At 60.9% G+C, this 25665-nt stretch carries 25 protein-coding genes and 3 pseudogenes; 17 read left to right on the forward strand and 11 right to left on the reverse strand.

All coding sequences use genetic code 11. The features are described 5' to 3' along the window. Positions 1-82: 82 nt before the first annotated feature. Positions 83-724 carry a TetR/AcrR family transcriptional regulator gene (locus SS05631_RS20880; protein WP_037418667.1) on the reverse strand — a complete coding sequence of 214 codons (642 nt, stop codon included), beginning with the start codon at positions 722-724 and terminating at the stop codon, positions 83-85. A 101-nt stretch (positions 725-825) separates the two neighbouring features. On the opposite strand from SS05631_RS20880, the gene SS05631_RS20885 reads away from it, so the two are divergent. From SS05631_RS20885 to SS05631_RS20900, 4 genes are read left to right on the forward strand one after another with little or no spacing between them, the layout of a single operon-like run. Further along, the gene (locus SS05631_RS20885) at positions 826-2022 is read left to right on the forward strand and encodes a Tm-1-like ATP-binding domain-containing protein (protein WP_037418670.1); all 1197 of its coding nucleotides are present in this window, start codon (positions 826-828) and stop codon (positions 2020-2022) included. Positions 2023-2033: 11 nt separating this feature from the next. Further along, positions 2034-2876 carry a phosphoenolpyruvate hydrolase family protein gene (locus SS05631_RS20890; protein WP_037418672.1) on the forward strand — a complete coding sequence of 281 codons (843 nt, stop codon included), beginning with the start codon at positions 2034-2036 and terminating at the stop codon, positions 2874-2876. Between the two features lie 30 nt (positions 2877-2906). Continuing rightward, positions 2907-3320 carry a cupin domain-containing protein gene (locus SS05631_RS20895; protein ID WP_037418676.1) on the forward strand — a complete coding sequence of 138 codons (414 nt, stop codon included), beginning with the start codon at positions 2907-2909 and terminating at the stop codon, positions 3318-3320. A 31-nt stretch (positions 3321-3351) separates the two neighbouring features. Further along, positions 3352-4539 carry a Xaa-Pro peptidase family protein gene (locus SS05631_RS20900; protein WP_037418679.1) on the forward strand — a complete coding sequence of 396 codons (1188 nt, stop codon included), beginning with the start codon at positions 3352-3354 and terminating at the stop codon, positions 4537-4539. A 62-nt stretch (positions 4540-4601) separates the two neighbouring features. Here the strand turns inward: SS05631_RS20900 and SS05631_RS20905 are convergent, their stop codons facing one another. Then, positions 4602-5198 (reverse strand): DJ-1/PfpI family protein, encoded by a 597-nt coding sequence (locus tag SS05631_RS20905; RefSeq protein ID WP_037418681.1) that lies wholly within the window; start codon positions 5196-5198, stop codon positions 4602-4604. 268 nt (positions 5199-5466) lie between these two features. Between SS05631_RS20905 and SS05631_RS20910 the strand changes: the two are divergent. Then, positions 5467-6427, forward strand: a pseudogene (locus SS05631_RS20910) (3'-5' exonuclease); the annotation flags it as partial. A gap of 290 nt (positions 6428-6717) precedes the next feature. Here SS05631_RS20910 and dinB read toward each other — a convergent pair. Then, positions 6718-7815, reverse strand: coding sequence for a DNA polymerase IV (gene dinB, locus SS05631_RS20915; RefSeq protein ID WP_037418684.1), 1098 nt, complete (start codon positions 7813-7815; stop codon positions 6718-6720). A 228-nt stretch (positions 7816-8043) separates the two neighbouring features. Here dinB and ligD (SS05631_RS20920) point away from each other — a divergent pair, with 228 nt between their 5' ends. The 4 genes from ligD (SS05631_RS20920) (at position 8044) to SS05631_RS20935 (ending at position 12529) form a co-directional block, all read left to right on the forward strand. Beyond that, positions 8044-10680, forward strand: a complete 2637-nt coding sequence (ligD, locus tag SS05631_RS20920; RefSeq protein WP_037418686.1) for a DNA ligase D — start codon at positions 8044-8046, stop codon at positions 10678-10680. Between the two features lie 28 nt (positions 10681-10708). Continuing rightward, on the forward strand, positions 10709-11602 hold the full coding sequence (locus tag SS05631_RS20925) for a hypothetical protein (RefSeq protein WP_037418689.1): 894 nt from the start codon (positions 10709-10711) through the stop codon (positions 11600-11602). Continuing rightward, on the forward strand, positions 11590-12108 hold the full coding sequence (locus SS05631_RS20930) for a DUF4334 domain-containing protein (protein ID WP_037418693.1): 519 nt from the start codon (positions 11590-11592) through the stop codon (positions 12106-12108). The genes SS05631_RS20925 and SS05631_RS20930 overlap by 13 nt, the downstream gene beginning before the upstream one ends. 208 nt (positions 12109-12316) lie before the next feature. Continuing rightward, entirely contained in the window at positions 12317-12529 is a 213-nt protein-coding gene (locus SS05631_RS20935) for a DUF768 domain-containing protein (RefSeq protein ID WP_037418696.1), read from the forward strand. Between the two features lie 33 nt (positions 12530-12562). Here SS05631_RS20935 and ligD (SS05631_RS20940) read toward each other — a convergent pair whose 3' ends face one another. Beyond that, entirely contained in the window at positions 12563-13600 is a 1038-nt protein-coding gene (gene ligD, locus SS05631_RS20940; protein ID WP_037418699.1) for a non-homologous end-joining DNA ligase, read from the reverse strand. After that, positions 13597-13749 (reverse strand): annotated as a pseudogene (locus tag SS05631_RS32045) (Ku protein); the annotation flags it as partial. The pseudogene SS05631_RS32045 and the gene ligD (SS05631_RS20940), both read right to left, overlap by 4 nt. Before the next feature lie 269 nt (positions 13750-14018). Here SS05631_RS32045 and SS05631_RS20950 point away from each other — a divergent pair. Further along, complete coding sequence (locus SS05631_RS20950) at positions 14019-14195, forward strand: hypothetical protein (protein ID WP_086022751.1); 177 nt, start codon at positions 14019-14021, stop codon at positions 14193-14195. Positions 14196-14714: 519 nt separating this feature from the next. Here the strand turns inward: SS05631_RS20950 and SS05631_RS32050 are convergent. The 3 genes from SS05631_RS32050 to otsB form a co-directional block, all read right to left on the reverse strand. Beyond that, positions 14715-15176, reverse strand: a complete 462-nt coding sequence (locus tag SS05631_RS32050; protein ID WP_244412160.1) for a DUF2267 domain-containing protein — start codon at positions 15174-15176, stop codon at positions 14715-14717. Between the two features lie 178 nt (positions 15177-15354). Further along, a complete protein-coding gene (otsA, locus tag SS05631_RS20970) occupies positions 15355-16743 on the reverse strand; it encodes an alpha,alpha-trehalose-phosphate synthase (UDP-forming) (RefSeq protein ID WP_037418705.1) in 1389 nt (462 codons plus the stop codon). 46 nt (positions 16744-16789) lie between these two features. Then, entirely contained in the window at positions 16790-17572 is a 783-nt protein-coding gene (gene otsB, locus SS05631_RS20975; RefSeq protein WP_037418708.1) for a trehalose-phosphatase, read from the reverse strand. Between the two features lie 68 nt (positions 17573-17640). Here otsB and SS05631_RS32055 point away from each other — a divergent pair. The 3 genes and pseudogenes from SS05631_RS32055 to SS05631_RS32060 form a co-directional block, all read left to right on the forward strand. After that, a pseudogene (locus SS05631_RS32055) lies at positions 17641-17781 on the forward strand (recombinase family protein); the annotation flags it as partial. A gap of 53 nt (positions 17782-17834) precedes the next feature. Beyond that, a complete protein-coding gene (locus tag SS05631_RS20985) occupies positions 17835-18137 on the forward strand; it encodes a LysE family transporter (RefSeq protein WP_050988250.1) in 303 nt (100 codons plus the stop codon). Between the two features lie 298 nt (positions 18138-18435). Continuing rightward, complete coding sequence (locus tag SS05631_RS32060) at positions 18436-18729, forward strand: hypothetical protein (protein ID WP_037418711.1); 294 nt, start codon at positions 18436-18438, stop codon at positions 18727-18729. A 75-nt stretch (positions 18730-18804) separates the two neighbouring features. Here the strand turns inward: SS05631_RS32060 and kdgD are convergent, their stop codons facing one another. Next, complete coding sequence (kdgD, locus tag SS05631_RS20995; RefSeq protein ID WP_037418714.1) at positions 18805-19710, reverse strand: 5-dehydro-4-deoxyglucarate dehydratase; 906 nt, start codon at positions 19708-19710, stop codon at positions 18805-18807. Positions 19711-20034: 324 nt separating this feature from the next. Between kdgD and SS05631_RS21000 the strand changes: the two genes are divergently transcribed. Together SS05631_RS21000 and SS05631_RS21005 are read left to right on the forward strand one after the other, a co-directional pair. Then, on the forward strand, positions 20035-22155 hold the full coding sequence (locus SS05631_RS21000; RefSeq protein WP_037418716.1) for a hypothetical protein: 2121 nt from the start codon (positions 20035-20037) through the stop codon (positions 22153-22155). Between the two features lie 232 nt (positions 22156-22387). Beyond that, the gene (locus tag SS05631_RS21005) at positions 22388-22744 is read left to right on the forward strand and encodes a hypothetical protein (protein WP_083854014.1); all 357 of its coding nucleotides are present in this window, start codon (positions 22388-22390) and stop codon (positions 22742-22744) included. 99 nt (positions 22745-22843) lie between these two features. Here SS05631_RS21005 and SS05631_RS31450 read toward each other — a convergent pair whose 3' ends face one another. Further along, on the reverse strand, positions 22844-23131 hold the full coding sequence (locus SS05631_RS31450; protein WP_162109105.1) for a hypothetical protein: 288 nt from the start codon (positions 23129-23131) through the stop codon (positions 22844-22846). Positions 23132-23360: 229 nt separating this feature from the next. On the opposite strand from SS05631_RS31450, the gene SS05631_RS21015 reads away from it, so the two are divergent. After that, positions 23361-24437 carry a diguanylate cyclase gene (locus SS05631_RS21015; RefSeq protein WP_037418720.1) on the forward strand — a complete coding sequence of 359 codons (1077 nt, stop codon included), beginning with the start codon at positions 23361-23363 and terminating at the stop codon, positions 24435-24437. Positions 24438-24669: 232 nt separating this feature from the next. Next, complete coding sequence (locus tag SS05631_RS21020; RefSeq protein ID WP_037418722.1) at positions 24670-24978, forward strand: PilZ domain-containing protein; 309 nt, start codon at positions 24670-24672, stop codon at positions 24976-24978. 63 nt (positions 24979-25041) lie between these two features. Here the strand turns inward: SS05631_RS21020 and SS05631_RS21025 are convergent, their stop codons facing one another. After that, a complete protein-coding gene (locus SS05631_RS21025) occupies positions 25042-25635 on the reverse strand; it encodes a TetR/AcrR family transcriptional regulator (protein WP_095678059.1) in 594 nt (197 codons plus the stop codon). Positions 25636-25665: the final 30 nt, after the last annotated feature.

The raw sequence follows: 25665 nt of genomic DNA on the forward strand, positions 1-25665 counted from the left end.
AATTTACCCATCTTCTCCATCAGCAGCCATACATGTGTATAAGCTAAATTGGTTAAACCAGTTGCGAGGAGAGTGCGCGGTGTCATGCCGCGGTTTGCGCCTCCTGAATCGCCGCCTCGACCAAGGCCGCCGCCGCCCATTCGGCAACGGCTTGCGCGCGTTCGGCTGAGAGCCCCCAGATGTCCTTCAGCACGACCAGCACCTCGACACCGAACACCAGCGAGAGCGCCTGAGCGAGGTGCTCGCGGGCTTCGGAGGACACCTTGCCCTCGAGAGGGGCGGTGACCTGTCGCAGGAGTTCGACGCGGTGGCCGCGCGTCAGCTGCGGTTCGTTACCAAGCGTGCCGGCCTGGCGCTGCGCCCATTGGTCAAGCGTAAGCTTCAGTGCCGCCTTGAAGGTTGCCTCGAACTCGTCGATGCGCGGCATGGCGGTCGCGAGAAGATCGGCAATGCGAGTCCGCGCATCGGGCGCTTCGGAGCGCCAGTCGAGGATCGGGCCGAGCGCCTCGTCCACCACCGCATGAACCAGCGCCGCCTGGCTCGGAAAATAACGATACGCGGTGGCGCGCGAAACTTCGGCGGCTTCCGCGACCTCGCTCACCGAGGGCGTGATGCCGGACTGCATCAGCCGCGTCGCGGTCTCCAGCATGAGTTTGCGTGTGCGGGCCCGGGGACCGCGCTCGCTGCGCAAGGGGGATTCACTCTGTTGACGTGAGATATCCATGTCTTTATGATACGCGCATCTCATAAATTTGCAAGCGCCGGCGAACCGGCCGGCATGAGGCGGCAAGTGCTAGGGAGGGCCAGGGCCGCCGGGGAGGAGAGATGAAGCAAATCTACGTCGTCGGCACGGCCGATACGAAGGGGGAGGAGCTCGGTTATCTTGCTTCCTGCATCGAGGCGGCGGGCGGGCGGCCTGTTCTGGTCGATGTCGGCACGCGTCGTCCCACGATTGCGGTCGATATCTCCGCCGAAACCGTGGCGTCCGTGCATCCGGACGGTCCCGCTGCGGTGCTTTCGGGCGACGACCGCGGGACCGCGGTCGCCGCGATGAGCGAGGCGTTCGCGCGTTTTCTTCCCACGCGGGGCGACGTCGCCGGCGTGGTGGGGATCGGTGGCGGCGGCGGGACGTCGATCATTGCTGCCGGCATGCGCAGGTTGCCGCTCGGGCTGCCGAAGGTCATGGTTTCGACGCTCGCTTCCGGCAACGTGGCACCTTATGTCGACGTCTCTGACATCATCATGATGCCGTCGATTACCGATATGGCTGGGCTCAACCGTGTGAGCCGCACGATCCTGCACAACGCGGCCGAAGCGATTACCGCCATGGCTAACCGGCCAGCGAAGGAAACGGCCTCGAAGCCAGCTCTCGGCCTTACCATGTTCGGTGTGACGACGCCCTGTGTGACTGCCATGGTCGAACGACTGAAGGCCGACCATGACTGTGTTGTCTTTCACGCCACTGGCACCGGCGGACGCGCGATGGAGAAGCTTGCAGACAGCGGTCTTCTTTCGGGTGTGCTCGACATCACCACCACGGAGGTCTCCGATCTTCTCTTCGGTGGCGTGCTGCCGGCGACGGAGGATCGTTTCGGCGCAATTGCGCGCACCGAATTGCCCTATGTCGGTTCGGTCGGAGCATTGGATATGGTGAATTTCTGGGCACCCGACACGGTGCCGAAGCGTTATGCCGGCCGGATCTTCTACCGCCACAACCCCAACGTCACGCTCATGCGCACAACGGCGGAGGAGTGCGCCGCGATCGGAAGGTGGATTGGCGCAAAGCTGAACCTCTGCAAGGGCCCACTCCGGTTCCTGATCCCGGAGAGAGGCGTGTCGGCGCTCGATATTGAGGGCGGCGCCTTCTTCGATCCTGCGGCGGATGCGGCGCTTTTCGAGGCACTGGAAGCCACCGTCGAAACAACCGACGCGCGCCGCATCGAATGGCTTCCGCTCCACATCAACGATCCGCAGTTCGCCGAGGCCGCAGTCGCCGCCTACCGAGACATCGCCAACCCCTGAAAGAGACGCCGATGCCAGTAATCCCCCGCAAGACCATTCTTGAAAAGTTCCACGGCATGATCGCCGCCGGCAAGCCGATCATCGGCGGCGGGGCCGGCACAGGGATTTCGGCCAAGGCCGAGGAGGCGGGCGGCATCGACCTCATCATCATCTATAACTCCGGCCGTTACCGCATGGCGGGCCGCGGTTCGGCGGCCGGTCTGCTCGCCTATGGAAACGCCAATGAGATCGTCAAGGATATGGCCCTGGAGGTGCTGCCGGTCGTGAAGGCGACACCGGTACTCGCCGGCGTAAATGGCACCGACCCATTCGTGTTCATGCCGCAGTTTCTCGCGAACCTAAAAGCTATGGGCTTTTCCGGCGTACAGAATTTCCCGACCATTGGCCTCTTCGACGGGCGGATCCGGCAGAGCTTCGAGGAGACCGGCATGGGCTACGGTCTCGAGGTGGACATGATCGCCGAAGCCCACCGGCTCGACCTGCTGACGACGCCCTATGTCTTCAACGAGGAAGAAGCGATTGCGATGACCAAGGCCGGTGCAGACATCATCGTCGCTCATATGGGCGTTACTACGGGAGGCGCGATCGGCGCCACGTCCGCGGTGTCGCTCGACGACTGCGTGAGCGAAATCGACGCGATAGCGGCGGCCGCACGTTCGGTACGGAAGGACGTCATCGTGCTTTGCCACGGGGGACCGATTTCGATGCCGGAGGATGCACGCTACATCCTGGATCGTTGCCCAGCCTGCAATGGCTTTTATGGCGCAAGTTCCATGGAACGCCTGCCAGCCGAGGTGGCGATCCGCAAGCAGACGGAAGACTTCAAGGCGCTTGCCATCAGTACGGTGGTCTGAAGCGAGCAAGATGCGGGAGGAGGCCGCGGCATGGCGAAGGACAAATATTTTCTCTATCCGAAGGATGTCGACAGCTTCGGCTTCGACTGGGGCCGCCTCGCACTGACGGTCGCGCCGGAGGTGAACGGGGCCGAGCGCTTCTCGGGTGGTGTGGTGGACTTGCCGAGCGGTGAGGGGCATGCGCGTCACAATCATCCCGGCTCTGAGGAGATCATCTTCGTCATCTCGGGCGAGGGCGAACAAATGGTGGAGGACGAGAACGGCAATCCGGTGACGCAGAAGGTCGGGCCGGGTTGCACGGTCTATGTACCGGAAAGCCGGTTCCACTCGACGAAGAACACGGGACCCGGGCCGATGCAACTGTTTGTCGTCTATTCGCCGGCCGGCCCCGAGCGTGCGCTTCGCGGCCTGCCGGATTTCCGATTAATCCCGGCAGGTGCCTGAGGCGCGCGGCAACGGCTTTTAGGAGAAAACCGTGAACATCAGTCCAAGCGAAGCGCGGGCGGTGGAACCGCCTTTCGATGCGGCTAAACTCGACAGGCTTATGGAGGAGGCGGGCATCGACGTGCTGCTCGCCACCTCCAAGCACAATACGCAGTACCTGCTCGGTGGCTACAAGTTCATCTTCTTCGCCGCAATGGATGCGATCGGCCACAGCCGTTATCTGCCGATCGTCGTTTATGAGAAGGGCTCACCCGACCACTCAGCCTATGTTGGCAACCGCATGGAAGGGGGAGAACACCAGAACAAGCCCTTCTGGACACCCAACGTGCTTACGGCGACCTGGGGCACGCTCGATGCGGCAGAACTTGCCGTCGAGCACCTGGAGAAGATCGGCAAGGCGGGTGCTCGCATCGGCATCGAGCCGCCGTTCCTGCCTTCCGATGCGCGGGACCTGTTGGCTTCTCGCCTAGAAGAAGCGCGCTTCGTGGATGCGACGTATACGCTGGAGCGACTACGCGCAATCAAGACACCGCAGGAGCTTCAAAAACTCAAGCTTGCCTCCGAACTGATAACCGATTCCATGCTCGCTACCATCGCGGCGGCACGGGAGGGATCCACGAAGGGCGAGATCATCGAACGCCTCAGGCGGGAGGAGACCAATCGCGGGCTCCACTTCGAATATTGCCTGCTGACCCTCGGCGCCAGTCACAACCGCGCCGCCTCGCCGCAGGCGTGGGCGAAGGGCGAGGTGCTTTCAATCGATTCCGGTGGCAACTATCACGGCTATATCGGTGACCTTTGCCGCATGGGCGTTCTCGGCGAGCCCGATTTAGAGCTTGAGGACCTGCTGGCTGAAGTGGAGGCGATCCAGCAGGCGGCCTTCGCCAGGATCAGGGCCGGCGCTTTCGGCCGCGAGATGATCGCTGCGGCCGAAGCGGTTTTGAAAAGCTTGCCTTCGGCCTCTTTTACCGACTTCTTCTGCCACGGCATGGGTCTCATCAGCCACGAAGCACCCTTCCTGATGACCAACCACCCGGTCGCCTATGAAGGCGTGGACGCGGATCGGCCTCTGGAGGCAGGCATGGTCATTTCCGTCGAGACGACGATGCTTCACCCGAAGCGCGGTTTCATCAAGCTCGAGGATACGCTCGCCGTCACGAGTGACGGATACGAGATGTTCGGCAACAGAGGGCGCGCCTGGAATCGCGGGGCGGCATAGCGGGCGGGCAACCTCCCGCGCCAAGACGAAGCCCGGCACGATCGTGTGCCGGGCTCGCAGTCTTATTTATTGTGGTAGATTTCGGTGCCGAGAACCTTAAGGCACTCCCGCATGAAGGCAGCAAGGGCCGTCCAGCCGTTTGCCGATACCATCGTGCCGTCGACATAGGCTTCGGTGGGGGAGAGGTCGATATAGGTGCCGCCGGCCAGCGTAACTTCCGGCTCGCAGGCGCCGAGAGCGCCGACCTTCCTGCCGCGCACGACACCGTCGACGGCAATCAGAATTTGCACGCCGTGGCAGATCGTAAAGATCGGCTTCTGCTTTTCGTGGAAGTGCCGCACGATCGCCTGCACGCGTTTGTCTGTGCGGATGTATTCCGGACCACGGCCGCCGGCGCAGTAAACGGCGTGATACTCGTCGAGTTGAGTTTCTGCTTCCGCGAATGTTTTGTTAATGACGACATTATGGCCGAGTTTCTCGGTGTAGGTCTGGTCGCCTTCGAAGTCGTGCAGGGACGTGCGCAGGATGTCGCCGGCCTTCTTGTCCGGGCAGACGATATGGACGGTATGACCGACGGCCTCCATGGCCTGCTGGAAGACGAAGATTTCGTATTCTTCGGTGAAATCACCGGTAAGCATGAGAATTTTCTTGCCTGGCATGTTTTCTCCTCCTCTGCCGCGGACGAACTTCTCATTCGACTGGATGGGTTGGTCTCTTGTTTCAGAGCGGCGTTAACCGCTTCTCTCCAGCTATCGGGGACCCCTCCCTCTGGGCTTCTTTGCCCTCTGCGTATATCATGGAGACATCAGAAGAGTCCTATGCGTTTCCGATCTAGAGTGCTGGATTGGATTCGGCGCTGTCGAGCTGAACATGACTTGAGTGCGCGTGCGTGATACGTCCGTACCTTTCGGCGCTCAAGACTGCAGGATGACTGCACAAATCGATATGTTTTCCGACGATGTTGTCGCTCGACCCGAGAAGGCTGCGCGGGCGCTGCATCATAAGCGATCCACACCGCCGGCAGCGGTTGAAGAGGCAATGGCAGCCCATTTGATCTCTACAGGGCGGTATCGCATTCTGAGGAACTCGAACCCCGCCCGGTCATCACAAGCGTTCGGCCTGAATTTCCGCTGAAGGGCGTCATCCTCGACACCGAAACAACCCGGCTCAACCATCGCAAGGATGAGATCATCGAAATAGGGGCAATTGCCTTCACGTTTGACGAGCGTGGCAACATCGGCGACGTCACTGGCCTCTATGGTGGTTTGCGGCAGCCGAGCATTTCCATTCCTGGCGAAATCACCAAGCTGACAGGCATCACCGATGAGATGGTGGCCGGACAGCTCATCGACATGAGGGCATTGGGAACGCTAATCGACCCCGCCGACCTGGTCATCGCTCATAACGCGGGTTTGACCGCCCGTTTTGCGATGCTTTTTCGTTGACTTTTTCAGGCAAGGCATAGGCCTGTTCCAACTCCGAGATCGACTGGTCCTCACGTGGATTCGAGGGAACGAAACTCGGCTAACTGCTTGGCCAGGCTCGCTTCTTTCATGATGGCCATGGAGCGGTCGACGACTGCTTTGCTCCGCTGGAAGCACTCGCTCGGGAAACAGCTTCCCACTCCACGACAGCATTTGCGGAGCTCTACAGCACAAGTCAGCGCTCACGGGTGCGCATTTTTGCCGAGAACAGCCCCTTCGACATGAAGGATCACCTCAAGACCCGCGGTTACCGGTGGTCGGACGGGAGCGACGTGCGCCCGAAATCCTGGTGGATCGAGGTCAATGAACCGGAACTGGAAGGCGAACTGCGGTATCTCAGGTCCGAAATCTATCGATACCCTGAGGCAGACCCACCAACCAAGTACCTCACTGCTTTCGATCGGTTAGGGCCTGATGGCTGTAACGCATGTGTCCCAAAGACTGTTGCGGCTGATGCATACCTGCAGTGCAGCATAAACTCTGGCGGACGGCGCTTGTCGCACTATGATCATTTTCACCGAAGCGATGCTCCTCCTCCCGCAACGCTTCGAATTTCAGACGGCCCACTCCTCCTCCCAGTAGGACGTCTGTTGGAACAGCGGCACTCCTCCTCCCAAGTCGCTGTTCGGTTCTTTTAGGAAAGCCTGCCGCACCTCCTCCCGCGGCAGGCTTTTTTATTTCGGGGCGATGCCCGTCAGAGTCCGAGGTCAAGTTGGGACTGTGATTGCGCATCACTGATTTCGGAGGCCGTCAGCGTTGAAAGCGCGACACCGAGCAGCCTCACAGGTCGCTTGAATGGATAGACGGTTGCCAAGAGGTCCGACGCCGCAGCAAGGATTTCAGGAATGCCCGCAAACGCTGCTGACCCGGTCCGGCTCCGCGTCGCCAAGGTGAAGTCCGAGTATTTGATTTTCACGGTGACCGTCTTGCCGCTGATGCCTTGCGCCTCGCAATAGCGCCAGACCTTCTCTGCGAGCGGTTTCAGTTCCGCGGTCGCCAGATCGAGATCATTGATGTCCTCGACGAAGGTATCCTCCGCGCCCACGGACTTGCGGATCCGGTTGGGCTTCACCTGGCGCTCATCGATGCCGCGGGCGATGCCATAGAAATACGGACCCGACTTCCCGAAATGCTCCACCAGGAATTCAAGCGTCTTCTCCTTGAGATCGAGTCCGGTCTCGATGCCATATTTCCGCATGCGCTCCGCAGTCGCCGGCCCGACCCCATGGAATTTCTTGACGGGGAGGGCCTCGACGAAGGCCGGTCCGTTCTTCGGCGTGATCACTGCCTGGCCGTTGGGTTTGTTGAGGTCGCTTGCCATCTTGGCGAGGAACTTGTTGTAGGAGATGCCGGCCGACGCGTTGAGGCCGGTGACGGCCTTGATCTTGGCACGGATCTCCAGCGCGATCTCGGTGGCGATGTCCATGCCTTTCAGGTTCTCGGTAACATCAAGATAAGCCTCGTCAAGCGATAGCGGCTCGATCATCGGCGTGTATTCCGCAAAGATCTCCCGTATCTGCTGGGACACCGCCTTGTAGACGTCGAAGCGCGGCGGCACGAAAATCAGGTCCGGGCACTTTCGCTTGGCGGTGACCGACGGCATTGCCGAATGAACGCCATAGGCGCGCGCCTCGTAGCTCGCCGCAGCGACCACGCCACGCGCGGCGGAGCCTCCGACGGCTATAGGCTTTCCGCGTAAATCGGGGTTATCGCGCTGCTCGACCGACGCATAAAAAGCATCCATGTCCACATGGACGATTTTGCGAATGGGGGTGGGGCTTATGTCGTTCATGACGGCTTCAGCGATGGCGAGGGGATCGGCGCATTACCGGAGGATCTGCGCCGAAACAAATAGGGAACATACCAGCCTTTACCGCGATATCAACTGTTCGACCGACCTGACCCACGCGCGCCCCGCGAAACTACGGACCGCCGGCCGCGTTGTCATCTGTGAACATCGACGATCGGGAGGCAGACGCCGGCGCCGCTCCTCGTACGACTGGAAGGGTCCGCGAAACTAATGGCTGACAATCTTTCGAAATACCGCGCCAAACGCGATTTCAAGAAGACCAGCGAACCGAGCGGTAAGGCGCAGGTCAAGCCATCGAACCGCCGCCGCTTCGTGATCCAGAAGCACGACGCCACGCGGCTTCACTATGACCTCAGGCTCGAGCTCGACGGCGTGTTCAAATCCTGGGCAGTGACCAGGGGGCCATCGCTCGATCCTAGTGACAAGCGGCTCGCTGTCGAGGTCGAGGATCACCCGCTCGACTACGGCGACTTCGAAGGCACGATCCCCAAGGGTCAATATGGCGGCGGCACGGTCATGCTATGGGATCGCGGCTACTGGGAGCCGGAGGGTAGGAAGTCACCTGAAGAGGCCCTGAGGAAGGGCGACTTCAAGTTCACGCTTCTTGGCAAGCGGCTGCATGGCAGCTTCGTCCTAGTTCGGATGCGCAACGATCGCGATGGCGGCAAACGGACCAACTGGCTGCTGATCAAGCATCGTGACGAACATTCGGTTGAGGAGAACGGCGCGGCGATCCTCGAGGAGAACGCGACTTCCGTCGCCTCCGGCCGCGGCATGGAGCAGATCGCGGAAGGCAAGGGCCGCAAGCCACGACCGTTCATGATGGCGAATGCGGATGTAGAAGCGGATGCCGTCTGGGACAGCAAGCACGGTCTGGCGGCTGACGAGCGCAAGAAGAGATCGCGCAAGAATATCGCGACTTCCACGACAGTCGACCTGCCGGGCTTCGTCGCGCCGCAGCTCTGCGAGACGCTTGCGCGGCCGCCGGCCGGCGACGACTGGCTGCATGAGATCAAGTTCGACGGTTATCGGATCCAGATGCGCGTCGCCCAGGGCAAGGTGACGCTGAAGACGCGCAAGGGTCTCGACTGGACCGCGAAATATCCAGAGATCGCCGATGCTGCATCCGAATTGCCCGATTGCATCATCGATGGCGAAATCTGCGCCCTGGACGACAATGGTGCACCCGATTTCGCAGCACTCCAGGCCGCGCTCTCGGAAGGCAAGACCGCTAACCTTGTCTACTTCGCCTTCGACCTGCTCTTCGGTGGCGGCGAGGACTTGAGGTCGATGCGATTGATCGAGCGGAAGAAGCGGCTCGAAGACTTCCTCGCTGCCGGGAGCGATGATCCGCATATCCGCTACGTCGAACACTTCGAATCCGGCGGTGACGCGGTGCTGCGCTCCGCCTGCAAGCTGTCGCTCGAAGGTATCGTCTCCAAGCAGATGGATGCGCCCTATCAGTCGGGCCGCACCGATACCTGGGCAAAGTCGAAATGCCGGGCTGGTCATGAGGTGGTGATCGGTGGCTATGCCAGGACCAACGGCAAGTTTCGATCTCTTCTGGTCGGCGTTCACCGCGGCGATCACTTCGTCTACGTCGGCCGGGTCGGCACGGGCTTCGGCGCCGAGAAGGTCGAGCGGTTCGTCCCCAAGCTGAAGGCGTTGGAAACATCGAAGTCACCCTTCACCGGGATCGGTGCGCCGAAAAAGGAGAAGGAAGTCACCTGGCTGAAACCGGAGCTCGTTGCCGAGATCGAGTTCGCCGACTGGACGGCCGACGGCCTAGTTCGTCAGGCAGCCTTCAAGGGTCTGCGCGAAGACAAGCCAGCCGCGGAGGTCGAGACTGAACGGCCGGCAACACCCACCAAGACAGACACACCCGAGCCGGCGCCGAGCGCAAAGACGAGGGCTGTCCGCCGCAAAGGCGCGAAGGCAGAGGTGATGGGCGTCCTCATCTCCAGTCCCGACAAGGCGCTCTGGCCGGACGCCGGCGATGGCGAACCGGTCACAAAGGAGGACCTTGCCCGCTATCATGAAGCTGTCGGCACCTGGCTCATCGAGCATGTCAGGGGCAGGCCCTGCTCGATCATTCGGGCGCCGGACGGCATTGGCGGCGAGCAATTTTTTCAGCGACATGCGATGCCCGGCACGTCCAACCTGCTCGAGCTGGTGAAAGTCTTCGGCGACAAGAAGCCCTACCTTCAGATCGACCGGATCGAGGGGCTCGCGGCGATCGCCCAGATCGGCGGTATCGAATTGCATCCGTGGAACTGCGAGCCCGGCAAGCCGGAAGTGCCTGGTCGTCTGGTGTTCGATCTCGATCCTGGTCCTGACGTGCCGTTTGCTGCTGTGACCGCGGCCGCGCGCGAGATGCGGGATCGCCTCGACGCGCTCGGCCTCGTCAGCTTCTGCAAAACCACAGGCGGCAAGGGATTGCATGTCGTCACGCCATTCACTGTGAATAAGCGCAAGCCTCTGTCGTGGACGGAGGCCAAGGGTTTCGCGCATGACGTTTGCGAGCAAATGGCGCGCGATAATCCCGATCTTTATCTCATCAAGATGAGCAAGAGCCTCAGGAGTGGGAGGATCTTTCTCGACTATCTCCGCAACGATCGCATGGCGACCGCCGTGGCGCCGCTGTCGCCGCGCGCGCGGCCCGGCGCCACTGTCTCGATGCCGCTCAACTGGACACAGGTGAAGTCCGATCTCGACCCGAAGCGCTTTACCCTTCGCACCGTGCCTGCGCTGCTTGCGAAAACCACTGCCTGGCAGGACTATTGTGATGGCGAGCGGCCGCTCGAACAGGCGATCAAGCGCCTTGGAAAATCCGGACGGGCCGCGTGAGCACTAGGTGCCGCCCGGGTCATGACCGATGGATGAAGAAACGAAAGACCAGGCTTCCAGGCCCGCCCGTGTGGGTGCGACGACCGACCTGCCGCATGACCGAATAACGGTGGCACGGTTTCGGGAGGCGTTCCCGCGGGCGCGCTGGAGCGACAGGCTGAATGCCTGGTTCGTTCCGGGCCGCACCGCCGAAAAGCGCATCAGCCGCTGGCTGGCCGAGATGGAGGCGGAGGCCGATAGATTCGCTGATGAGAAGGGCAGGGACGCGTTCGCCTTCGATCCGATCGAAAGCCGCTATCTCGAGGCGACGACCGCCACGTTACAGATCCAGACGCCCTATTCACGGACGGTCGTCAACGAGATCCGGGAAATTCCGTATGCACGCTGGGACGCCGATCGCCGGCTATGGACCGTCCCTTACCGCTCGTTCAATGAACTCCGGAAGCGATGGCCCACGATCGAGGCGGCGGCGGAGCGCAGTGAGCCGGAAGCACGGCAGGCACGGCGCGAAGCGATCAAGGGAACGCAAGAAGACGAGGCATCCAAGGCGAGGATGAAGGAGCGCCGTCGGAAACGCTATCCCGTTCCTGCCGATTATGCTCCGCCCTTTGACCGCGCCGTCGGCACGCATGTCGGCGTCGTTTTCTTCATCGGCACTGACGGCGAGCTGGCCGACCCGGCGACGATCAGCACATTCTACTTCCCCGCCGAAGATGGCGAGGAATATGTGTGGACGTCGTGGCGATCGGGCTCGCTCGAAGAACTGGTGACGACCTGGCCCGCACGAACGCCGCCGAACGAGCGCGAGCTCGAACGGGGTTGGTGGATGCCTGATCTGGAGGAACTGCGCGTGGCGCGGCGCAACGCCAAATCAAGGCGACGGGCCAGAGAGCGCAACGACAAGAAGGAATGCTCCCGGTGAAAAATCAGCAAACCGCGCTTGAGGTCTTCCGGAGCCTGCCTCCCGTCGAGACGCGCGAACTGGCCGGGCTTTGGAAAGGACACGGCATCCCGACGGGGCATCCATTCGACGGTGTGCTCGAAAATCTCGGCTGGTTCGGCAAACGGTTCACGCCGGACATGCGCGCCGATGCCTTGCTGTTTCGATCGGGAGACCGGCGACTGGTCGCGATTGATCCGAAATGGATCCCGCTTCGGCTGGCGTTACGTTTTCACGAGGTCGGCAGAATGCGCGTGGCAAGCAGCCTGTTTTCCTATCTCCAGCGCCGGCTGCGGGCGAGGGCCCCGGTCGCCTCCTTGAAGACGATGGTGTTTGGCGGCGTCGAGAGCGCGGCAATGGTCTATGACCATCAACCCATTGTCGATCATTTCCGACGGATAGATGCGGACAGGATCATTGGCGCGATGACGATCAATGGTGACGATCGGATCTACTTCTTCGAACTCCAGCGCGTCAACGGACCTTGAAATGCGGGCAGCCGGTCGCTCACCACCCGAATCGATGACCGCTTTTGCGAGCAACTGTTCTACCGCGCGGTCGTCCGGGTCCGACAGGGCGCTCCCCGAAAGGGTCGAGCGCCCTGTTCTTTCATCGGTCCGCTTTTCAAATCTCGATGACGTCATACGTAGAACCATTTTCCTCCGTAAGGGTTCGCTTCGTCAGGAGGTCCAAGCTATGAAGCCTGAACAATTCCTTGAACGCTGGAAATCGGAGCATATCGACAGCGGCACGCAGCAGAGCGACGCGTCGAGGCTGGTCGAGGATCTTCTCGCTGATGCGGAGAAGGAGGGCATCAGTCGCGACATGCTGGTGGAAGCGGCCGGCGGCGGGCTCGTCAATTATATCGTCGGCGCTATCAAAGAGGCGGTCGAGGAGGAGCTCTGGTAGCGGTCATCCGCGGTCGGCTCGCCACCCTGCCTTTCAGACTCGCTCGCTCATGTCAAACACCGCGGCATTGTCCTGAACCTCGCGAAGGCCCTTGTAGGATGCGTGGCGCAGGCTCCCGCCATGGGTCCAGCCGCGAAACTCGATCTCCGCGATCAAGGTCGGCTGCGCGAAGATCAGGTTCTTGCCCTTGAGCGGCACCGCCGGCCGTTTGGTCTTGAGCCTGTCGAGAGTGGCGCGCAGGTATGCTGCGTTCTTCGTATTAAACCCGGTTGCGACCGAGCCGACATAAACCCAGTCATGACCTTTGCGGCCGGCGAGAAGAAGGCTGCCAAGCCCGCCGCGGGCAGTCAGCGACTGCTCGTAGCCGACGATCATGAAGCTTTCGCTCTGGACGCATTTGATCTTCAACCAGTCGCCGGTGCGACCGGAGCGATAGGGCCGATCCCGATGCTTGGCGATGATGCCCTCGAGGCCCATGGAGCAAGCCTTCTCGAGAAGTGCGGCGCCATCCCCGAACACTTCCTCGGACAACTGGATCGCGCCGGCGGAGCCGTCAAGAAAGTCTTCGAGCAGATGCCGGCGCACGGAGAGTTCTGTTCCTGTCAGGTCGTGGCCATCGAAATAGAGAAGGTCGAAAGCAAAACACACCGACACCGTCGATGAACGCTTGCCGCCGCGTCCGCCGAGCGAGCGCTGCAGCGCCCCGAAATCGGACCGTCCTTCCTCATCGAGCACGACGGCCTCGCCATCGAGGATGGCGGTCCCGACACCGAGCTTGCTGGCGGCCCCGGCGATTGCCGGGAAACGATGCGTCCAGTCGTGGCCGCCGCGAGTGATGATCCTGACACCTTTCGGCTCGATATGGATTGCCAGGCGATAGCCGTCCCACTTCACCTCGAACACCCAATCCGGGCCTTTCGGCGGCGCCGGCTTCAGGAGCGCCAGGCAGGGCTCGATGCGCTCGGGCATCGGGTCGAACGGAAGATCGGGCTGTGCCGGATTGCGCGGCCGGGCCGGTTTGGACTTAGCGACGGAATCGTCCTGCAGCAAAGGTTTGGCACCACGGCTCATTTGGTCACCCGTTTCTCAGTCGCGACTGACTTCCGCAAAGCGTCCATGATGTTGACGACATTGCTCGGCGACGACGAAGGTGCCACCTTGCTCTTGCCCTTCTGCGGCTTCGACGCCTTCTTCTCGGCCGCGATTATCTCCAGCAGGCGCGCATGCGGCCGTATAAAGCGCCACCGGACAGGTCACTTCTCCGAACTTGATATAGCCTTTCCAATTCGCTCTTGGACCAACCATGACCCTGATAATCCCGACGCAACTCAAGCGATTCAAGCGAATCAGCGGCGAATCGTTCCGAGTCGAAACGAACTTGGCTGCGATCGCGTGCTCGTTTTGCGAGTCCCACTAGAGTCCTGATTCGGTGCATCTTTTCGGGGCCACGCGCGTTTTCTTGGAGGAACAACCGCAAGGGAGTCTCGTCGTGAGCAAGCGCGAACTGATCGATACCGGAACCGACAAACGCTATGTCCGTCGCGACAAGGAGGGCAAGTTCAAGGAGAGCGACGACGTCTCGCGGTCGATGTCGGCCGACGCCCGGCACGATGCCAAACATGAAACCAAACCGGGCCAGGGTGACAAAGGCGATCGCAAGCATTGAGCCCAGGTGAAGCCTCTCGGCTGGCCATCGGCTACTTTGTCGTGCCGTGCTTGTTCGCGCGCTCCTGAATGAGCGCGCATCGCTCGATCAGTTGCTCAATCTATTCAGAATCTCCCAGCAGAAGGCCGTCATCGACCATTTTTGCGGAGTCCTCACTGAGCGCGCGGAGACCATCTTCGGACGGTGTCAGAACCAGATTGCCATTGACGGCGGCCGCATAGTCGATCGGTGACCGGTCGGCCGCCAGGGCCGATCGAAACCAGCATAATCGATGCAGCGATGGTGATGGCGTTCGTGCGAGCAGCGGATGTCGGGCTCAGCGGCACGAAACTCAAGCCGGAAATCGATGGCAATGCCGCCGTCCTTGCTCGACTGGAGGCGGTCCGCGGCGCGGTCGCGGTCAAACTCGGACTCTGTGTAGATCCGGCAGAGGCGGCTTCACGTACGCCGGCCTTACCGAAAATCGCTTTCGTCAGTACGCCTCGAAATCATCGTGTGGCGGATGGGCAAAAAATCGCTTCAACACAGATTGATCTGATCGCGCGAGGTGTGTCGATGGGTCGTCTCCACCATGCCTGCATAGTTGAAACGCTCCGAGGCCCTGCCCTGTTCTCCTCGCAGGTGACCTACATGCCCAAACCGAGGCCCTTCTTCAGCCCACGTGTGACTTCGAATTTGCAGCTGAGCTCTGCCCGCCCACAACAAGGCCATCGCCGCCACATTCTCGACCCAACGCTGGTGCGTCGGCCGTTTGGAAGGCTCGCATTGATCGTAATAGGCACCCCGTACCAGTGACGGCAACTGTGCCGAAAGACGGGCTGCAAGGTCGGCGGGCAGGCGATCGCGCACCCTGTGAAGAACGGCACTCAAGATATGCCATGCACGCTGACGGTCCGGCCCCTGATGTTCCATGATTTCATAGAGCCGGACATTGTTGATCTGAAGCGTCTTATCGAAGACGGCAACGCCGGAAGCGCTCATGGTCCCCTCCTGCTTTCATGTGATGATCGCCGAACCACAAGAATAGCATCGACGTTCCGGCCGCTATCTTCCGCCGCTTCAGGTGGACTGCCGCGGTATGCACGGGCGAGATCACATAGCCGGTCGCCGGATCCACCTGACACCATGGGGCGCATCGATGGTGTTTGGCAAAGGAGCCTCAACCGGACTGATCCAGGGTGGTCAGATCATTGAGAAAATCCCGGCACCAGCGCGAGACGTCGTGCTCCAGCAGGTGATCCATCATCGTCTTCCAGCGCTCCTTCCGCTCTTCTAGCGGCATGCTGAGCGCGCGCGCGATGGCGTTGGCGGTGCCCTCTATGTCGTATGGGTTGACGAGCAACGCTCCCCTTAGCTCGCGGGCAGCTCCGGCGAAACGCGAAAGTACAAGGACGCCAGGATCGTCGAGATCCTGCGCGGCCACATATTCCTTGGCAACGAGGTTCATCCCGTCCCGAAGGGGCGTCACCAGCCCGACTTTGCCAAGCCGGTAAAGTCCGGCCAGAATATGCCGGCCCACCGAGCGGTTGATATAGCGTATGGGCACCCAATCAACGGCGCCGAGAGCACCGTTCACCCTGCCGGCCTGTTCGGCAACAGTACGCTGCATGGCTTCATACTCGGGAACTTCGGAGCGGGACTTCGGCGTGATCTGTAGATAGGTGACACGACCCTGCTGTGCCGGATTGGCCAGGATGAACCGCTCAAACGCGTCGATGCGCTGCGTGATCCCCTTGGAATAATCGAGGCGATCGACACCGATGATCAGGCTGCGGTGTTCGATGCTTTCACGCGCTTTCCTGACGGTCTTGTTGGTCGATGCCTTTTCGGCCAACTCGGCAAAGGCCGCGGTCTCGATGCCGATTGCATAAGTGCCGCCCTTGAATAAGCGGCCATAGGCAGTGAAGCGGCCTCCGCCAAGTTCGTCGCCACTGCCTTCCCGCCTAAGACAGCCGGCGAAGTTCTCAAGGTCATGATCGGTCTGAAAGCCGACGACATCATAGTGCGACAGGCCACGCATGATCTCCTCGTGAACAGGCATGGTGAAGAGCACGTCCGCGGGCGGCCAAGGGATGTGAAGGAAGAAACCGATGCGGTTCTTCAGGCCCATCTGCCGCAGTTCCGCTGCCAGAGGGATCAAGTGATAGTCGTGCACCCAGATGACGTCATCGGGTTTGACAAGGGGCGCCAACCGCCGTGCGAAGAAGCGGTTGACGCGGAAATATCCGGCCATTTCCTTGCGGCCATATTCGGCAAGATCAAGCCGGTAGTGGCAGATCGGCCAAAGAACCCGGTTGGCGAAGCCGTGGTAGTATTCCTCGACATCGGTGTCGGTCAGATCCGTCAGAGCATAGTTGATATTGCCCTCCTGCAGTTGCGCAAGCGGCTCCGGCTCTTGCTCGCCGCCCGATTTTCCCGACCAGCCCATCCATATGCCGCCTTGCTCTTCGAGGGCGGCTTTCAGCGCGACCGCCAGCCCGCCCGCCGGGGCAATGCCGCCTTTGTCCGGAACGGGCACGCGATTGGACACAATGACGAGACGGCTCATGCCGGATTCCTTTCATGCATGAAAATATGTCAGGTGCTTAAATATTTTAGGAGGCCAATTCGGCGATGATGTCGCGCAGGGTATTGGCAGAGCGAATGGAGCCAAGGGCTTCGCTTGCGGGCAAATGCGATCCGATGCGGATCGAATAGCCGCCGAGCCGATTGGCCGTTCGAAACATCGCTTCGTCTGTCACATCATCCCCGATCGCCAGCGCGCGTCTGCCGGCGAAGGCTCGCTGCGCGAGAAACGCCGCGACCGCGCGGCCCTTATCGGCGCGGGCCGGGCGGATCTCCATCTTGCCATGCTGGATCGTCCAGTTTGGCCCTGCCCGGATCAACGCCCGCTCCATCAGCAGTTCAACTTCGAGTTTTCTGGCCGGCGCCAGCCGGTAATGGGCCGCGACTGCCGCTCCCTTGTCCTCGATTAGAACTCCCGCCCAGTTGGCAGTCCCGGCGACAAGATCGGCCTTCAGCCGCTCGAACTCCGCCGTCGCTGCGGCCTTATGTACGAAGCCGTCCGGATCGCGGCGCTCGGCACCGTGAAGCCCGGCGACGGGAAAATGGGACAGTGAGAAAAGCTGGTCGACATAATCAAGAGCGCGACCGGTCACGAGCGCCAAGGCACCGCCGAGTTTTCTTGACAAGGCATCCAGATTCGTTGGCAGCGAAGGCGGAACGATCACGGCATCCGGCGTTGCGGCGAGGTCCAGCAAAGTGCCATCGATATCGAGGAACAGAGCCCAGTTGTCCAGATCCGTCGAGAGAGCGGAGAGAAAGTCCTCCCCTAAGGCGGCCTCCGAGGCGCTGAGAAGCTGCGTCTGGCATGACATGACGCTATGTCTACCTCAGATCGCTATTGCCGGCCAACCCCAACTTTCATCAATGACCGGCGATACTTGCGACTGCCGGCGAGCTCGTTTTCCTTGTCTTTGGCGCAATCGCCCGATTTGACCGACGACTGACCTCGAAGGACGGCATTGTCGCTGCAAGCGCACAAGGGCTCTGCCGACAGCCTCTAGACCTGAAGAAGGTCGAGGCTGTTAGCAGTCATTGCGCTCCGGATATCGCCTGGCCGGCTGGATGACGGCCCGCATGGTGATAGGCGACATCATCTATCTGGCAGCGGCGCTCGCTGGCCTTGCTTGCATCGCTGAAACGTTTACGACCCTATTAATCGTTATCAAGTGGGCCGGGGTTGCCTACCTAAGCTGGCTTGCCGTGCAGTTCTGGCGCGCCAATCCCACGACAAAGCGGCCGGAGCGCGTTCATGTCCGGCATTCTCATCACGCTGGGCAATCCAAAGTCCGTCCTATTTATGTGTCCATTTTGCCCACGGTGATCGATGTTTCGACGGTGAACATGGCGGACGCCTTGCTGCTTTTAGCTGTCACCTGAATAATCTTGTCGGTGCGCAATACCCCTTCGCGATGGCCGGTGCGCGGGCCCGGCACGCGCTGAGCTCTCCGCGCGGTGAAGTTGATGAACCGCGTATTCGATATAGCCGCTCTTGCCTCTCCGCCGCTGGTCGTCGCCTTCGCGCGCGCCGGTACGGTGAAGCTCGATATTCTGACCGATCCGATCGGAACGACCGCCGACGGCCGGAAGATCACCCTCTCCATGCTTTGGCCGACCGGCGCCGAGATCGACGAGCCCTGGCGCAGGCTTCAAGTCCGCGCGACTCAACCTGATCGGCATGGGCATCCTGCCGTTGCGATTGCCCGCGGAGTTCTGTCCCGACCGGCTGAAGCTCCAGCTGGGAGACGTTGTCGAAGTTGCGGCGGATCCGGCGACGATTTCTCCGCGCTGCCCGGTGCCGGTGACGATCTTGAGGAAAGACGGCAGCAGTTTCTCGTTCGGGGCAGACGCGGCGGTAGAAACCAATGTCGAACTCCGGACGCTCAAGGCCGGCGGTCTCCTGCCTTTCATCCTCGATGAAGTGCTGAGATCGCCCGGTAACGCAAAGTCTGCGAAAACTTCGCTTCAGTGACGGTTGCCCACCCGAACGGAGTCGGGCGGGACACGCCGGCGGTGCATGTCGCCGGCTGCGGAGGACCCGTGGCTTCTACGCTGCAGCCCTTTCGATCAGCGTCCAGAGCAGTTCCTTTTCCTTCGGCTTCAGATCGGTCAGCGGCGGACGCACCGGGCCCGGTGTCCGGCCGATAAGTTCGACGCCCGCCTTGATGATCGATACCGGATAGCCCTGCTCGCGGTCGCGCAAGGCCGCGAAGGGGAAGAAGAAGCTGTGCAGGATCTCTTCCATCGTCGCGCGATCGCCGGCACGCATGGCCTTGTAGAAGCGCTGTGCCAGTTTGGGCACGAAGTTGAAAACGGCCGAGGAATAGGTCGTCACCCCGACGCCGTTGAAGCCTTCGGCAAAGAGCTCGTGCGTCGGCATGCCGCCGATATAGCAGAGCCTATTGCCGAGCTTGGCGGTAACGTGGCGGACGAGATCGACCTTGCCGGTGCCGTCCTTAAAGCCGATGAGATTGGGGCATGCCTCGGCGAGACGGGCGACGGTTTCGGCATTGGCCACCGAGTTCGCCCGGTTGTAGATGATCACCCCCAGCCCGGTCGATTCGCAGACCGCCTTCACATGCCGGTAGATACCCTCCTGCGGCGCTTCCATGAGATAGTGGGGCAGCAGCAGAAGGCCGTCGGCTCCCGCCGCTTCGGCACGGCGGGCCGTCTCCCTGGCAAGCGCCGTGCCGTAGCCGCAGCCGGTAATGATCGGCACGTTTCCCGAGGCCTCCTTCGCCGCGTGTGTGACATCGCCGACCTCTTCCGGCGAGAGGGAAAAGAACTCGCCGGTGCCGCCGGCGGCGAAGAGGGCCGCCGCGCCGAAGCCAGCAAGCCACTCGACGTGGCCGCGATAGCTTTCGAGATTGAGGCTGAAGTCTTCTCGGAAGTGGGTGACTGGAAACGACAATAGCCCCGAAGCGATGCGAGACTTGATCTCATCTGGCGACAAAGGACCTTCTCCATGAATTGATATTATGTCATTGGCAGTCATATGATGACAGCGAGAGGGAGTCAACCGCCCAACCCTAACCGTCGATCGGCGCCAGCCCCGCCCGTACCCGACGGTGCAGGATAGCGTCGAATCCAGAGCGGCGGTCTTTCACATCGGTCGCTGAAGGGACTTTTTGCGAAGGTCATAATATGTATTTCCGGGGCGCGAAATGCTGCCGATAGAAGAAACTGGTGAATATAACTACCGTAAAACTTGCGAAGCCATCGCCGGCTGTCTACTCAGCGGAGTCGATCAGATTGCGTCGGGAAAGGACGAAGAACCGTGGAGCAGGCAGGGAAGGAAACCGGCCGCCGGAGGGCGCTTTGGGCGGCGGTTGCGATTGTCGCAGTCGTTGCGGCGGGTGCAATCGGCGGCAAGATCGCGCTTGAGAGGAAGGTCAACGAACTGGTCGCAGCGCGCGGCGGCACGGCGGCCTCCGTCGATGTGGATCTCCTGGGACGCATTCATCTGCGCGACGTGACGCTGCCGCTCACCAACGGCGTGAATGTCCGTGTCACGGCGATCGACGGACGACCCAAGATCCTCTTCCTGAACGGGATGCTCGAGGTAAGCGACCTCAGCGTCCAGTCGTCAACGGGCAAGATCTCCGTGCCGCATGCAAGCCTCGAGGACGCCAATCTCGATCCTGGATTGCTGGCCGAACTCGTCAGCGGGAAAAGCACTGCCCCGCTGTCGAGGCGCATCGAAGGCCTTGCGGTGAGACGCGTTTCGGCGCCCGAGGTCACCGTCAGCCAGGCGATTGCCGGCAGCGAGCAGAAGACGGTCTACAGGAACGTGGCCCTCGCCGACATCGCAAATGGCCGGGTCGCGCGCTACTTAGCCGACGGCGCCAGCTTTGAATTTGCCATGGAGATCCCCGACGGGCTTGGAGGTACGAAGCAGGAGCGCATGACCGGTTCGATCGGTGCAATGGCGGGACAGGACTTCGACGCGGCCTATATGGCGCGCCTCTATACGGAAAAGGCGGGGCCAGAGGACAAGGAGGCAAAGCCGCTCTACGGTCCCCTTTCGGTCAAGGCCATCGCCTTCTCGAACAGCCAGACGCGTTTCGCCTATGACGAAATGCGCAGCAACGGATTCAGCATGCGCATGCCGGCCGAGCCGCTTCTTGAATTGCTGGAGAAGTTGTCATCGGTCTCAAAGCCCGATGAGGTTGCTCCGGAGGAGCGGCGAGCCTTCTTTGCCCGGCTCCTGTCGCTGGCCGACGTGGTCGGCAAGGGCGACATGGAGATGCTTGGACTCAAGATCGACGCGCCGGAAGAGAACGCCGAAACCAAGGGCGAGAGAATCAAGCTTGCAATCGATCGCCTGGCAGTCCGGCTCGACGGCCGGACGTTCGATGCGGCGCTTAACGGCCTGTCGATGGGCGAGGGCGGCGACTACGTCAAGTTCTCCGAAGCGAGCATTACCGGCTTTTCGTGGGATTCGACGCTCAAAGCGCTGCAGAAGATGGCTGCGCTGGACGAGCAACAGCTCGATACCTTCCCCTTCACCACGCTCTTGCCGGAGTTCGGCACGTTCCGCGTCGCAGGAATTGACGTCGACCTGCCCAACCCCGAGACGAGCACGGACAACGCCGATGCGGAAGGCCACGCCGAAACCGATGACCCGGACGCGCTTGCCGAAGAGGGGCTCGTGCCTGATACGGAGCAGGCCGACGGGGCGGATCAGCAGACGAATAAGCCTGCCGCCGCCGTTCTCGAACGCATCCGCTTCACGCTGAAGAATTATGAGCTAGCGCTCACCAAGCCCTATAACGGCATTCCGACCAATGTCCGCGTCAGCTACGAGGATCTGAGCGTGCCGCTCTCGGAGGACGCGAAGGACGAGACCTTAGCGGAACTCCGCAAATTGGGTTTCGAAGAACTGGTCCTCTCCTCGAACATACAAGCGGCCTGGGATGAGCCCAATCAGGCGCTGGTGATCGAAGACATTTCGGTCAGCGGCAAGGATGTGGGCAGCCTCTCCCTTTCCGGCCTGATGGGGGGCTTCACCAAGGACTTCTTCTCTGGCAATCCGGCCATGGCCCAGGTGGCGCTCTTCGGCCTCACGGCGCGGGAAGTGAAGCTCAAGCTCGAGGACAAGGGCGGCATGGCCAAAGGCATCAAATTTTATGCCGGGCAAAACGGCATGACAGAGGACCAGGCGCGCGGCATGTTCACGATGATGGCAGCGGCGGTGTTGCAGCAGTTCGCTGCCGACCAGCCGAAGCTCAAGGGCACCGTCGACGCGCTGTCGCGCTTCATCGCCAAGCCCGGGATCTTCAGCCTGACGGTCAGGTCCAAGGCCGAAAACGGCGTTGGCGCGTTCGATCTCGTCGCGGCTTCCGAGAACCCGCTGCTTCTTCTCGACAAGGTCGAGCTCGAGGCGGCCGCGCAATAGGCCGCCTCTCCGGGCCCCGCCGCCGCGCAGGGCCCGCAGGTCAAGGCGCATAGTTCCCGATAAGAAGCGCCGCTCCTCGGGCTGCAGTGCCCTGGAGCCCCACTTGGAGAGCGTGCTCGGAAATGCATGGCTGCCTAAAGGCTGAAAGAGTGGTAAATTAGGCATTGCTTATGGAATTCCTGCCCATGCTCGCCGCTGTAGGCCGAGCAGCTTCGTGGAAGGGGCGGCGTCGATGCCTTTCACGTCAGTATCAGTGCCGGTCATCGCCATTGCTCTTTTATCGGTGGTTCTTGTCTTGCCGAGCGACGCCCATCAGGCGGGCGGCGGCTGGGCCTATCCTCCGGCCTGTTGCAAGGCCAACGATCTCGGAGGAGACTGCGCCGCCATACCGGCTTCCGATGTAAGCAAGGGCAGACGCGGATTCTCCGTCACGCTCCGTCCTGGAGACCACCCCCTCGCCACCAGAAGCCACTGGTTCTTCATCCCCTATGGAGATGAAATCCCGTCAGGAGACGGCGACTATCACATCTGTCTTCATCCGACCGAAGACGACTTAAACTGCTTCTTCGCGCCACCGGACACCGTTTGACGAGGTACTGCATCAGCTGCACCAGAGCCAAGAACTGGACTGGCTGAAATTAAATCAGCGTTCAACTTTCGGAGTTATTCGTGCGGGTATTGTCGATTTCTACCCGAGTTGATTTTGATGAGCGAATTTCAAAACAAAGCTGTTCGGCTGATGGCTGCCTTTGGAGAAGACTCGCTGAGTGATCTCGAAGAGCGCCAGAGAATACTCCTGCTTACGTCCCTGGAACTCTACCGCGCCCTCGGCGGGTCCTTTGATCAGCTCGAGGCGCTCATCATGGGCGATGAGCAGGAAACGCCTCGGCGCGTCGATTTGGTCATAGGCGATCTGATGGGCGAACTCGCGGCCATCGGTCACCTGTATGACCTGGACATCATGCAAGCCGCCCATAACACGCTCGACAGGAGACTCCGAGAGGGCCTGTCTTTCACGGATTCTTAATCGGCTAATATTACTCTGAGTTGTCCGACCGGGTGCACTGGCGCCAAATACAACCGCATGCATGCGAGGTCGGACACGACAATTCTGCCGCCGAAATTTCTAAGGTCCTGACCTCACGCCTCACTATTCGACGTCGTCACGGGCGCATCGCCTGCGACGTTTCTTTGAAAGGCGCTGCATGATGGCAATTGTGAGTTCGTCCAAACAGCTTGCACTACAAAATCGCAAGGAACTTTTCTACAATGTATTTGCGACCCTGAACCGCCTGGAGATCGACGCATCTCCGGTGAACTACGAGCTCATGTACGAGATCGTCAGCGGCAACAACCCGGAACTTCGCGAAAAATTTGCGCGGCTTGCAAAGCCGATCTCAGAAGAGGAGCTCGATGCGCTGGCACGGACCTACCTGCCGCATCACTTCGGCACGTCGATCCATGACCAGTCCGCAAATCGCCTGCAGGGCGAATTGACGACGCTGAAGGAGTCGCTGCTGTCTGGTCAGAACTCGCTGTCCAACTACACCAGCATGCTTGGCCAGGCGACCGGCAAGATATCCTCGGCCGATCCGCGCGACATGAACACGATCCGGTCGCAGCAGCTTCGGGCGATCCGCCAGATGACGGAAGTGCAGCACTCGGCGAGCACGCAGATTCTCGAGCGCGTATCGGACCAGTTATCGTCCGTCGCGGCGATTACCGGCGACGTGGAGGCGTTCGAGCGGACAAAGTTCACGCACCTCGTCACCAATCTCGCCAACCGGCGCGGCTTCAACAAGAGGCTGGCTGAACTCTATGGCGGCGAAACCTGTCCTGATGGCGTGTCGCTTCTTCTCTGTAACCTGCTGGTCCTCGACCCGTTCGAAGCCAAGGAACTCATCAAGATCAAGGAAGCCATTCTGGAGCGCCTCGGCCTTGCCGTAACGCGGGCCGTCCAGGCGACCGACTTTGCCGCCTGGCTGGAGCGGCCGCAGATCGGCATGCTCGTTTGGACGACGGCGGAGGCGGAGATCCAGAAGATGGCTGACCAGCTTCGAAAGAGCTGCCTTGCGGCCTTCGACAGCCGCCAGGCGAAGATGCCTGCCGTCGTCGCCCGGTTCGGCTGCAGCACCACCTATGATGCAAGCACGGCCGCGGAACTTGTGGGGCAGGCGGAAAAAGCGCTGCAGGCTGCCACAGACACGACAGGCGAGAAGGTCGTTTTCTTTTCAACGGGCGGCACCAGCGCCCGCAAGGATTGGATGCTCTATCGCCGCTGACCAGCAGGCTATGTTGCCGCTATATTGCAAAAGCGCCGAGGGCGAGAGGATTGGCGAGGGTAGAGGGACGTCTCCGAGCCAGGAGTGGACGTAGACGGAAGTATATACTGACAAATTCCTGGTGTTGTATAGGATGATGCTATCCAACGTATACAGTACCTTGCTGTAATTATAAGTTGATTCATGTTTTTCAGGTACAGATAAACAGTCAAGACAACGTCGCGAGGAAGCTATGCCGTACAAGGACAGTGTTCAGCGTGTTTCTGCGAGAACGCAGACCCAGATAACTGGAAACGTCAGCTGCAAGACAGGATCGAGCAACGGGGTCGTCAAGGATCTTTCCGAAGAGGGGATATGCTTTCAGCTCTTTTTCGACATCGGCGCGCGCACCGGACAGGAGGTTACGATCCGCAGCCAAGAGCTTGGTCTCCTGACCGGCATTGTCCGGTGGAGCCGGGGAGACCGCATCGGCATCAAGCTCAAGCTCTCATCCAACACGGCCGCCCAGATCGCCTCATACTACAAGTTCTTCCAGGGCTGAGCGCCTGCCAGTGCCGCATCTTAGCAGACGCGCAGAGGTCGCGTGGCACTGCCGCCGGTCCGCTCACGGCCTGGTCACCCGTAGCCCCTCGAGCAGCGCCCGGAAGCCGTCCACAGCTCTTTGAGATGTTTCCTCGGGCGCATCGGAATTCGCGATCCACAGGGCCGCATGGCTGCTGGCGCCATTGATCAGGCGTGCCGCCACCTCCTCGTCGATGTTGATGATGGCGCCCTCTGCCTTGAGTTGGCGCAGGCTTTCGCTGAGAGCGGCGATGCAGCCGTTGTTGCTTGGCCATTGCGAGATGTCTCCGAGGACCGCCGGTCCGTCGCGGAACATGATGCGTTGGATTTCCGGCTCGAGCGCCATCTGGATATACGCGACACACTCGTCCATGAACCCCTGCCAGCGGCTCGCCGCGGCAGCCGAGATGCTATTCAGCCGGGCGGTCATCTCGGCGTCGATTTCCTCGATGACGGCTTGCAGCAGCCCCTTCTTGTCGCCGAAATGGTGATAGAGGGCGCCTCGCGTCAGCCCCGCCCCGGCGGTGAAATCGTCCATGGAGGCCTCGGCATATCCGACCGTCCCAAAGGCCTGTCGGGCGGCCGCAATCAGCTTCGCCCGGGTTTCGGCAATCATGTCGTGGCGCGGTCTGCGCATGCGCTCTCCTATTTACATACGTCTCGTATT

It is taken from the genome of Sinorhizobium sp. CCBAU 05631, from assembly GCF_002288505.1.
In the GTDB taxonomy this organism is placed as follows: Bacteria; Pseudomonadota; Alphaproteobacteria; order Rhizobiales; family Rhizobiaceae; genus Sinorhizobium; species Sinorhizobium fredii_C.